An 11172-nucleotide genomic window follows, 5' to 3' on the forward strand; every position below is an offset into this window, starting at 1 on the left:
CCGGTACAGCTCGAAGCTCTCCAGGGCCCCTGCGGCGGCGGAGAGGAGCACCGAGAGAAGGGAAAGGGAATAATCGGACAGATGACGCCACTCCCCTTCGAGAATGCCGACGAACATCCCCCTGGTCCGGGAGATGGTGGAAAGAACGTGGAGAAGGTGAAGGGGCTCCGGGCCTGACACACCGGACACGACCGCCTTCCTCCTCCGGATCGCCCATGCGAAGGTGCGATCCTCGATCCGCCGGGAGACGATCTCATCAAGCTCCGCTGCAAGCTCCGGAGGAGAACATATCGCCTGGCTGAAGGAAGAGTCCTCTCTCACAAGGTAGACGGCGGCAGCCCGGAAAGGAAGAAGCGTCTTCGCCCTGGCGAGAGTCACCTCGAGTATGGGACGGGGATCGTCGAGGCGGTTGAGGCTCGTGTCGAAGCTGCCCATGGTGACCGCCTCCTCCAGGGCCTCCACGGCGAAGCTTTTTTCCTTCCAGAGGAAAGCGTTCGTCTCTTCAAGACTCCGAAGGCGCCGTTCGAGGCCGGCGATCCGCTCTTCCGGAGAAACCATGTCACCGGCCTCCATTTCCCAGGAAAGCCGCCGTGATGTCGTCTATCTGCTTGTCTCCCTGCCGGACCACCGGCTGGAAGACACCGACTGAAAGACCCGTGGTTTCCCAGGAATCCTTCCCGATTTCCGGGACTACCGAGGAACCGCTCTTCCCCATACCCATGGCGATGGCCAGGGTGTCCGCCACATTCAGAAGGGAGGGCTCGAGGGCGGAGGGAATGCCCGAGGGGCTGTGATGGAAACGGACAGCCGTTTCCAGGGGGACGGGAATCTTCCATTCCTTCAGGAGAAGGGCTCCCACCTGGGCGTGGTCAAACCCCAGGACCTCCCTTTCCGCCTCGCAGACGGGAATTCTTTTTTCAGCGGAGAGTTCCATGGCCTCCCTGGCCAAGGAGGGAACCCGACGGTAAAGGACGAGTTTTCCCAGGTCGTGGAGAAGACCGGCCACGAAGAGGCGCTCCTCCGACACCCCCGGTTTCTCCGAGGCGAGCAGCCGGGCGTAGACGCCGCAGGCCACCGAGTGCTTCCAGAAATTCTTCATGTCCACAAACTCGGGAGGGATGCCGTTGAAATACTGAACCACCGATATGCCGAGGGCGAGGGTTGAGAGCTCCTTGGTCCCGATGATCGCCACAGCCCGGGACACGGTTTCGATCTTCGAGGGGAAACCGTAAAAGGAGCTGTTCACCAGCTTGAGAAGCCGGGAAAGGAGGCTCGTGTCCCTGCTCACCGTCTCGGCGATGTGGGACGCGGAGCTCCGCGCCGAGCTGATGACCTCCATGATCCGGTAATAGACGTCCGGCAGGGAGGCAAGGCGAAGCTCCCGGGATACGAAATCCGACGGGGTAAGGCGTCCTTTTACTCTCTCCTCCGCCCCCTTCTTTTTTTCCCGGGGGAAAACGCTGTCAGCCTGCTCTTCGACAGAGCCGTTCCGCCCCTCCTTGAGGGCCGCCGCCGTCCGTTCGAGGGCGAGGGCGTAGACTTCCCTCATAGGCGACCGCACAGGAGGAACCGCAAAGAGAGCCTTCACGGAACTCTCCGCCCGGCGGAGAATCTCTTCCGGGATTTCCGGCGCCATGGAGCCTTCCGCCCCCGGTTCGTCCTTCCCCTCTATGTCCACTTCAACCACGCCCCAGGCCTTCATGGTCCGGATGTGCCCTTCCGTAAGGACCGCCCCCCTGGGCAGCAGGAAACGACCGTTAAAGGCCAGCAAATCCTTGTCAATGACCATTCCGGGCTTCAGCCGGTCAACACTCAGGAGTCCCATCCGCCCCCACCTTCATTCCGACTCTCGATAGATTGTCTTTGGTTATAATTTTATCATGAATGGTCGGGAAAAACACCCTCCCCGTCCGCCCCTAAATCCGCACCTCAGCGGGAGCGTCCCGGCTGAGGTGCGGATTTAGGGGCGGGATTGCCTGAGAAGGGTTTCCAGGAAGCGGAAGGCATCCTCTTTCGATCCGAGGCCGGGGTGGAGCCTGCGGAGTTTCACCGCGGCGGCGAGTTCTCCCAGGATGGGCCCCGGCGCAAGGGAGTACTTTTCCATGATCTCGCCCCCAGAGGGAAGCACGTCGTCCCGAAGAGCCCGGACGGCCATGGAAACGTACAGGGCCCGGTTTTCGCTCCACCTGCGGAAGTGGGGCTCTCCGGCGCAGTACTGCCGGGAGAGAAGGAAAAGGGAGTCCATGAACGCCCCCCCCCTTGCCTCGAGCAGGGCGGCCATCCTCTCCGGGTCCGGCGCTTCCAGGGGAAGCCGCCGGTACCTGGCGAGTTCCGCCGCCTCCGAGGCTGACCGGGCAGGCCACTTCCAGGCGAGAAGAGTTTCTTCCGCCCTTGACGGCCCGTCGTCGGGCCGGAAGCCCCCGCTTCGGGGCACCGAAAAAAGGGCGGCGGCCCGGACTTCGAGAGGGGCCCCTTCCCGGGCAAGTCCTTCCTGGATACGGCAGAGCCCGGAGAAGCCGAACTCCCTTGCAGGCATCCCCGGAAACAGGGCATCCAGAAGGCCGCATGCCTTCACCGTCTCTAGGAAAATCCGGGGGTTCCCTTCCATGGCGAGACGAATCTCCCTCCCCACCCTTTCATGGGCGCATTTTTCGAGGGAAGGACGGGCCTCCCTGCATTCCCTGATCCCCACCGGGTCGGGAGCGAATCCGGGGAGCACGGCGGCGAACCGGGCAAGGCGGAGCGCGCGGAGGGGATCTTCCTCCAGCCTTTCGGCCGCAGACCCGTTGAACCGGAGAACCCGGGCGGCGATATCGGCCAGGGCCCTTCGGCTTCCCACAAGCTCCCCCGTCCTGCGGAGAGCGAGGGCATTCACGGTGAAATCCCGCCTGGCAAGATCATCCTTCAATCCGCCCCGGGGGAAGGGAAAGACCTCGCAGTACCCCTCCCCGAACGGAAGGAGAAAGACCTGCATCCCCTCCGGACCGAGCAGCCTGCCGGACGGAAAGAGGGAAGCCAGGACGGGCAGGGGCGCGTCGGAGGCGATGTCGGCATCGCAGGGGGGAAAGCCGCAGAGCAGGTCCCTGACCACCCCGCCCACGAGGACAGCCTCCCGGCCCTCTTCTTCCAGGCGGCGGAGAATTTCCGCCGCTCCGGAAAGGAGGTCTTTCATGAAGCCTTCGGCTCCTCCCGGACAACGAGGGGTTTGCCGTAGAGCAGGGCCATGCCGTTCGCCTTGTGCTTCACCTTGTACCCCACGAAACCGTCGGCGAACACCTTCGGGTGGTAGTCGTAGTTTCTCAGGAGGATCTCCTTGTGTCCCCTGGTCTGGACGGCCACCGGTTTCCTCAAATTTTTGTAGAGCACGAACCTTGGGTGGCCTCCGTACTTGTTCTTGAAGCGCACGGCGTGGAAGCCGCATTTCAGGATGTTCACGAGGCTGAAGATGTTCTTCGGTGAGACGGTGGTGTGCAGGTGATACCTGTTCGGGTAGAGGATGTTCTCCATGAAGAGGTAGGTAAAAAACTGGATACTGTTTCCCCGGAAAGCGGAATCGGTGATGCAGAAATCCATCACCGCCGTGTTGTTTGCCTCGGACGGGTCAAGCCCGAGATCCTCCAGGGCGTCGTCCACGTACTCCTTCACGTAGGAGACAGCCCGCAGGGCGATAAGCCTGCCTTCGGCAAAGATCCCCGACACCGCCCCTTCTCCCCGGATGCTCTCCACGATGGTGTTGTCCTCGGCGAAAAAACCGGCGTCGCCGATCTCATCCGCAATTCGCTTGTGGAAGATGACGGCTTCCATGATGTCATCATCCCCAAGAATCCGCATGGTGCACAGCACGGGGACAACCAGACCCACTTCGCGCTTCTGGAGGAAAAATTGCTGGGACGCATACGCCATTCTCTCACCGGTCCTTTCCTGTCGCTTTCAGTTTCCGGCATTCTGTCCCGCCTCCTGCCGGAGGCAAAAAGGGGCGCAGATGGTAGAGTATTATTATACTAAACATTGCAAGGAGGACTATTCATGACCGACATGCCGTCCGCGGCGCTCTTTCGGTGCGGTTCCTACGAAAGGGGGGAAGTGGTGGACCGCCTGGGGACCCTCCTGGAGTCCCTGGGGGGAATGGGGCGGTTCGTCCGTCCCGGGGAGAGGGTGCTCCTGAAGCCCAACCTCCTCTCTGCCTCATCTCCGGAGCGGTGCATCACCACACACCCTGAGGTGGTCAGGGCGGCAGCTCTCGGCGTGCTCGAGGCAGGAGGACATCCCTTCATCGGGGACAGCCCGGGCCTTGACGGTTTTTCCGGCGTGGCGGCGAAGACCGGTATGGCGGCCGTCGCGGCGGAACTTGATATACCCTGCGTCGAGCTGGACGACCCGGTTCCCCTTCCCATGGCGGAAGGGTCCGTATTCCAGCGGGTGGAAGTCTCCAGGAAGGTCCTTGAGGCCGACAAGATCATCAACCTGCCCAAGCTCAAGACCCACGCCCAGATGATGCTCACCCTGGGAGTGAAGAACCTCTTCGGCACGGTGGTCCGGCAGCGGAAGGCCTCATGGCACTACACCGTCGGGCTCGACAGGGACGCGTTCGCCGACCTCCATCTGGACATCGCGAGAAGCCTCGCTCCCGCCCTCACCATCATGGACGGCATCCGGGGCATGGAAGGCAGGGGCCCGGGGAACGGCCGTCCCCGTATGTTCGGGCTCCTTGCCGCCTCTGACGACACCCTTGCCCTCGACCTGCACCTCTGCACCCTCCTCGGGGCGGATCTCCAGGCCTTTCCCCTGTATCGTTCCGCAAAACGGCGGAACCTGGCGCCGAAGGACTTCAGAACGTCGGCCGGAGACCTTCCTCCTGACTTCGTCTTTGAAAAGGTTGACATTCCCAGGCTCGATTCTCTTCATTTGCTTCCGGCCCTCCTCGACGGCTTCGGAAAGCGCTGCCTTTCCTCCCGCCCCGTCCAGCACCCCCGGGACTGTATAGGCTGCGGAAAGTGCGTGGAAGTGTGTCCGGCGAAAGCCATGACCAGAAAAGCAAAAAATATTATTGACATTGATTATGAAAAGTGCATACGCTGTTACTGCTGCCAGGAGGTCTGTCCGGCGGACGCCATAGGCTTTTCAAAGGGTTTTCTCCTCAGGGTTCTTGAATTTCTTGGAAGATAAGAAAATGTCAGCCTGTGGTTTTCAAAACTTTTCATTCCGAATTGTCCGGCAGAAATTGAGAAAACCGGTGCTGCTTCTATAATGGAGACGCGGACTTTCCCCTTCTCTTCCGGGGAGGACGGCCCGACACTTGCGTACCGTTTGGAGGAATGAACGTGAACCTGACAGCCTTTCCGGATTTCCCGGAAAACAGATTCGATGCCGATTTCCTGAACCTGCTCATGTTCGACATCTCGGGGGGAATGCGCTCGGTGACCCTTCCCCGGGGCTACGTCTCCGAAAAGGTCTTCCGGGACGGCATAGGCTTCGATGCCTCGAACTACGGCTTCGCCAAGGTGGACAAGTCCGACATGGTGGCCGTTCCGGACAGGTCCTCCGCTTTCCTCGAGGAACGGGAGGAATTCCGCACCGTCCACGTGATATGCGACGTGATCTCCACCGAGCGGAACACCTTCGACCAGTATCCCCGGTCGGTGGCCGAACGGACCGCTGCCTTCCTCAGGGAGAAACACCTGGCCGACCGGGCCATGATGCTCGTGGAGCTTGAATACTACGTCTTCGAGTCGGTGGAGTACTCCACCGGGCTGGACCACGCGGGCTATGCCGTCGGATCCTCCGAGGGCCTTGGAGAGGAATACTCCTCCGTTCCCCGCTTCGGTCCCCACAAGGGATACCACAGGCTTCCTCCCGAGGACCGGTATCTCGACTTCCGGAACCGTACCGTCCGGATCATGGAACAGGCGGGCATCCCCGTGAAATACCATCACCACGAGGTGGGGGCCTCCCAGCTCGAGATCGAGCTCGACTTCATGGATCTTGTCAGGGCCGCCGACAGCGTCTGCGCGGCCAAGTGGATCATCCGGACGGTGGCGGAGGAGATGGGCCTCTCAGTTACCTTCATGCCCAAGCCCCTCTACAAAATGCCCGGCAGCGGAATGCACGTCCATCAGTACCTCGAAAAAGACGGTAAATCCCTCTTCCCGGGCCAGGGCCTTCACGGGCTTTCCCGGGAGGCTCTGGCCTACACGGCGGGGCTCCTCGAACACAGCCTCACGGGAAGCCTCCTCGCCTTCACCAACCCGGGCACCAACAGCTACCGCCGCCTCGTCCCCGGGTACGAAGCCCCCATCAGCGCCACCTTCGCCAAAGGCTCCAGAAGCGCGGCGGTCCGCATACCGGGGTACCTGAAGAGCGACGAGGTCCGGATTGAATACCGCACCGGGGATGCCTCGGCGAACATCCATTACATGCTCTCCGCCATGGTCCTGGCCGGGGCCGACGGAATCCTCCGGAACGCCGACCCGGTGGCTGCAGGATTCGACAGCCCCGAGGCGAAGGAGAACAAGGTCTTCCCGCTGAACCTTTTCTCCGTGCTCGAAGGGCTGCGGAAGGACAACGACTACCTCGCCCCCGCCTTTCCGCAGAAGCTGGTCGAGCTGTGGACGAAAAGAAAGACCGAGGAGGCGGAGTACGTCTACAACGCCCCCACCCCCCAGGAGTACGAGCTGTACTTCTGATTCCCCGGACGGAAAAGAAAGGGGCCGCTTCCCGGCACAACCGACGGAAACGGCCCCTTTCTTTTTACAGTTTTCATTTATCTGGTGTTTCGAGGCGGAGGACCTTCATCCGCAAATTGTTCAGGCAGAGGGAGTGTCACCGGGCATACGGCGAATTCGCCCTCCCCGGGGGCGAAGAGATCTCGCTCCGCACTCTCTGCGGATGGATCCCCTGGGGGGGGAGGCGCCCAAAACGTGAAACCGACACGGATGTCGGTTTCACTGGCAGGCAACCGACGAACGCAGGGAGCCGCGGGACTCGCCTGGGCAGTTGTGAGGGACGAGACGCTGCACCCCCCCGCCCAAGCGGTCCCCGGTGACGCTTCCCGCTGCCAGGAATTAATTCTACCCCAGGAACGCCAGCAGCAGTCCTCCCGCAAGCACCGAGCCTATCTGCCCCGACACGTTCGCTCCCACGGCGTGCATGAGAATAAAGTTGTTCCTGTCCTCCGCCGCCGCCATTTTCTGCACAAGCCTGGCGGACATGGGGAAGGCCGAGATGCCCGACGCCCCGATCATGGGGTTCAGCTTCTGTTTCCGGAACAGGTTGATCGCCTTCGCCGAAAGCACCCCTGCCGCCGTGTCCAGGATGAAGGCCACGAGACCCATGGAGAGGATGAGGATCGTCTGGGGCTGGATGAACCGTTCCCCGGTCATGGTAGCCGAGATGGCAAGCCCCAGGAGGATTGTGACGATGTTGGCCAGCTCATTCTGGGCCCCCTTCGCGAGCCGGTCCACCACGCCGCTCTCCCGCAGCAGGTTGCCGAACATGAGAAATCCGATGAGGGAGGCCGACGGCGGGGCGAACATGCCTGCCGCAAGGGTGATCCCGATAGGGAAGAGAATCTTCATCCTCCTCGAAACGGGCTTTTCATGGTAGGGCATGGGTATTTTCCGTTCTTCGGCGGTGGTGAGCAGTTTGATCACCGGGGGCTGGATCACCGGGACGAGGGCCATGTAGGAATAGGCGGCCACCGAGATGGGCCCCAGCAGGTGCGGGGCGAACCTGGCCGAGACATAGATGGATGTGGGGCCGTCCGCCGCTCCGATGATGCCGATGGATGCGGCTTCCTTCAGGTCGAATCCGAAGAGAAGGGCCAGGCCCATGGTGAGGAAAATTCCCGCCTGGGCGGTCAGGCCGAAGAGAAAGGTCACCGGGTTCTGGAACAGGGGTGTGAAGTCGATCATGGCGCCGATGGCGATAAATATCAGCAGGGGAAACATTTCGTTGGCGATGCCCGCGTCGAAGAGAATGCTGAGGGCCCCGTGCTGAAGGTGATCCCCCGCCATGCGGGTCAGGGCCGATGTGAAGGGGATATTCACCAGCAATGTCCCGAACCCCATGGGAAGGAGGAGGGACGGCTCATACTCCTTTTCTATGGCCAGGTAGAGGAGGACCGCACCTACTCCCATCATCACCGCCTGCCGGCCGGTGAGGGCCAGAAATCCTTCAAAAAGCTGCTCCATCGTTTTTTCTCTCCTTCATTCACAGAAAAAATGACCCCCAGCGCAGGAAATTTCCCCGCTGAAGGCCTCCGTCCACCCCCGCCGCCGCCGCGGAAAACCGGCACGGGAGCGACGGCGGCACATCGTCCTCCGCCCTCATTGTAGCCGGCGGAGGACGATTGTCAATGACGGCCGACGCTCCCTCTGCCTGAAAAATAAGCGGATTTAGGTCCGTCTCGTCCTTCTTTCGCTGTATAATGGCAATGCTGAACACGGCAATTTTTCCGGCCCGGAGGTATTCCCATGAAAAAATTGTTTTATGCCATTAAGGCATGTGTCATCGGTTCCCTGGCCTTCTTCCTCGTCTCCGCCGCAACCGCGGAGCAGGAAGTCACCCTTGACCAGGAAGCCCCACCCGCTACCGAGCAGGAAGTCATCCTTGACCCGGAAGCCCCGCCGGCCATCGAGAAGGGAATGCCCCCGGCCCCTCCCGCGGAGTCTTTCCTCTCCGTTCCGGTGACCATCACCGCAGCGGAAGCGGAGCGGCTTCTCGGAGACGCCCTGGGAAACCCCCTGTACAACGTGAAGGGACAGAAACTGGACGACAGCTACGGGGAATCGGCGGCCGACGTACTCGTGGAGCGGACGGGCCCCGTGACCGTTTCCATGGAGGACGACAGGACCTGCGTCACCCTCCCCTTCCGGTTAGAAAGTCTCGTCCGGTGGAAGGGGAAGATCCTTGGCATCTCCTCGAGCACGAAACAGGAGGTTTTCGGAGGCGGCAGGCTCCGTCTCAACGTAACCCCCCGGATAGACAGGGACTGGACGATCCGCCTCGACGGTTCTCTGTCGGTGGAATGGAAGGAAAATCCGGCCATAACCATCCTCGGCCAGAAAATCGGGATCACCCGCTTCCTGTCGTCCCTCCTGGAAGACCGCACGGCAGACCTGCTCCGCCGTGCGGAGGAGGAGCTCAACCGGTCCGCCAGGCTGAAGGAGCGCGCCCGGGAACAGTGGGAGAGGCTGTGCTCCCCCATCCCGCTGACGGATTCCCCCCCGCTGGCCCTTTCGGTCCGGCCCCTTGCCGTTTCCATTTCTCCCTTTACGGCGAAAAGGGGCGTCCTTTCCGCCGGCCTGGCCCTCCGCTGCCTGCTAACGGTCAGCTCCGGCCTGCCGGAGACTGCCTCTCCTCACCCTCCCCTTCCCGACCTCTCTCCCCTGCCGCCGAACCTCGACCCGGGGGTGCTCGTCAATCTCGACGCTTTTATATCCTACGGAGCCCTGGAGAAATTTGTCTCGGACCGCCCCCTCGATCCCCTCGACCTTCCCGGCGGAGGACAGGTCACCGTGGAAAAAATCACCCTTTTCGGCAGCGGGGAAAAACTTGTGGCCGCAGCGGATATCTCCGGAAAGGCTCCTCTCGGTGCTCCCTTGCGAGGGAAGGTCTACCTGACGGGGAAACCGGTCTTTTCCAGGGAGGAACAGGTTCTGCGCATCGAAGGCGTCGACTTCGACGAGGATTCCACCCGGGGGCTGACGCGAATGGCTTCCTGGATTGTCAGGCCGCTCCTTGCAAGGGAGATCGGGAAAAACCTCGTCTTCCCCCTGGGCGAACTCCGACAGAAGACGCTCGTCTCCCTCGGCGAGGCGGTCAGGGGGCGGCAGGTCTCCGACGAAGTGATGATGGACGGATCGGTGGCTTCCCTTGATCTTGAGCGGTTTTCCCTTGACGTCGACGGTATCCGGCTCTCCTTTTCCATGGGAGGCACAGTCTCCCTGAAATACACGGGCAAAAGGGAAGGGGAGAATTGACAGGATCCCCTTCCCTTTCTATACTCAGGCTGCGACAGCGTAACCGGAGGCTGCCCGAAAACTACAGGAGGAGATGAAGCAATGAAAAAATTCGTTGTTCAGGCTGTTCTCGTTCTGCTGTGCGTCACCATGACCGCGGGGAATTCCCTCGCCGCCGAAAAGGTCAAGGCCTACACCACCTTTGAGGAACCCCTGGCGAAGGCCCTTTTCGAGCAGTTTGAAAGAGAAACGGGCATCGTGGTGGAGTGGGTCCGCCTGTCCTCGGGCGAGGCGGTGGCCCGGATCGAGGCCGAGAAGGCAAACCCCCAGGCGTCCATCTGGGTGGGCGGCGTGGGGACCCTCCACATCGACGCAAAGAACAAGGGGCTGACGGCTCCCTACAATTCCCGCATGGCCGGCTCCATCCCCGACCAGTTCAGGGACCCCGAGAAGTTCTGGATCGGTCTGTATGTCGCCCCCATCGCCTTCTGCATCAACACCAACCGCGCCAGGGAGCTGAACCTTCCCCTGCCCACTTCCTGGGCCGACATCGTAAAGCCCGAATACGAGAAGAAGGTCCGGGTCGCCAATCCAGGCACCTCCGGAACGGCCTACAACATGGTCACAACCATCATCCGGGTTTTCGACAACGACGAGGACAAGGCCTTCGATTTCCTCAAGAAGCTGGACAGGAGCATCGACCAGTATACCCGCTCCGGGTCAGCCCCCGGCAAGAACTGCGCCATCGGCGAAATTCCCGTGGCCATCGGCTACCTTCACGACTTGATCAAGCTGAAGGTGGAAGGGGCCCCCATAGAGATCGCCGTTCCTTCCGACGGAACGGGCTTCGAGACCGCCTCCCTCTCCCTCCTGAAGGACGGGCCGGACCCTGTGAACGCAAAGAAACTCTATGACTGGATCCTCGGCCAGTCCGCCATGGACATCATCGCCAAGTGGTACGTCATTCCCCTGAGCGACAAGGCCTCCCCGGTGGAGACGGGGTTCTCCTTCTCGAAGATGAAGCTGGTCAACCAGGACGACGTCTGGGATGCCGCCAACAAGGCCCGGCTTCTTGACCGGTGGAACAAGGAAATCGGCGCTTCCAGGTAAAGAGCGCCTGCAATCGTGAAACTGGAAGGGGTCCTGCTCAGGACCCCTTCATTCTTTCACCGGAAAAGGAGGAGATGACCATTCCTTCCAGAAAGTTTTTCTC

At 61.4% G+C, this 11172-nt stretch carries 9 protein-coding genes; 4 read left to right on the plus strand and 5 right to left on the minus strand.

The window, feature by feature from the left end:
- The 4 genes from JMJ95_RS03935 to JMJ95_RS03950 all read right to left on the minus strand — a co-directional run.
- Nucleotides 1-558: hypothetical protein (locus tag JMJ95_RS03935; RefSeq protein ID WP_290682858.1), on the minus strand; the 558-nt coding region annotated here is incomplete at its 3' end.
- A gap of 1 nt (nt 559) precedes the next feature.
- Nucleotides 560-1825: an HDOD domain-containing protein gene (locus JMJ95_RS03940; RefSeq protein WP_290682860.1), complete on the minus strand. Its 1266-nt coding sequence runs from the start codon at nt 1823-1825 to the stop codon at nt 560-562.
- 135 nt (nt 1826-1960) lie between these two features.
- Nucleotides 1961-3172 carry a hypothetical protein gene (locus JMJ95_RS03945; protein ID WP_290682862.1) on the minus strand — a complete coding sequence of 404 codons (1212 nt, stop codon included), beginning with the start codon at nt 3170-3172 and terminating at the stop codon, nt 1961-1963.
- A complete protein-coding gene (locus tag JMJ95_RS03950; protein WP_290682864.1) occupies nt 3169-3903 on the minus strand; it encodes a hypothetical protein in 735 nt (244 codons plus the stop codon). The genes JMJ95_RS03945 and JMJ95_RS03950 overlap by 4 nt, the downstream gene beginning before the upstream one ends.
- A 123-nt stretch (nt 3904-4026) precedes the next feature.
- Here JMJ95_RS03950 and JMJ95_RS03955 point away from each other — a divergent pair, with 123 nt between their 5' ends.
- On the plus strand, nt 4027-5166 hold the full coding sequence (locus JMJ95_RS03955; RefSeq protein ID WP_290682866.1) for a DUF362 domain-containing protein: 1140 nt from the start codon (nt 4027-4029) through the stop codon (nt 5164-5166).
- A 155-nt stretch (nt 5167-5321) separates the two neighbouring features.
- On the plus strand, nt 5322-6683 hold the full coding sequence (locus JMJ95_RS03960) for a glutamine synthetase family protein (protein WP_290682868.1): 1362 nt from the start codon (nt 5322-5324) through the stop codon (nt 6681-6683).
- A gap of 384 nt (nt 6684-7067) precedes the next feature.
- On the opposite strand, the gene JMJ95_RS03965 is transcribed toward JMJ95_RS03960, so the two are convergent.
- Nucleotides 7068-8189 (minus strand): sodium ion-translocating decarboxylase subunit beta, encoded by a 1122-nt coding sequence (locus JMJ95_RS03965; RefSeq protein WP_290682870.1) that lies wholly within the window; start codon nt 8187-8189, stop codon nt 7068-7070.
- A gap of 282 nt (nt 8190-8471) precedes the next feature.
- On the opposite strand from JMJ95_RS03965, the gene JMJ95_RS03970 reads away from it, so the two are divergent.
- Complete coding sequence (locus JMJ95_RS03970) at nt 8472-9980, plus strand: DUF4403 family protein (protein ID WP_290682872.1); 1509 nt, start codon at nt 8472-8474, stop codon at nt 9978-9980.
- Between the two features lie 81 nt (nt 9981-10061).
- Nucleotides 10062-11069, plus strand: a complete 1008-nt coding sequence (locus JMJ95_RS03975; RefSeq protein WP_290682874.1) for an ABC transporter substrate-binding protein — start codon at nt 10062-10064, stop codon at nt 11067-11069.
- The last annotated feature ends 103 nt before the right edge of the window (nt 11070-11172 follow it).

It is taken from the genome of Aminivibrio sp. (assembly GCF_016756745.1).
In the GTDB taxonomy this organism is placed as follows: Bacteria; Synergistota; Synergistia; order Synergistales; family Aminobacteriaceae; genus Aminivibrio.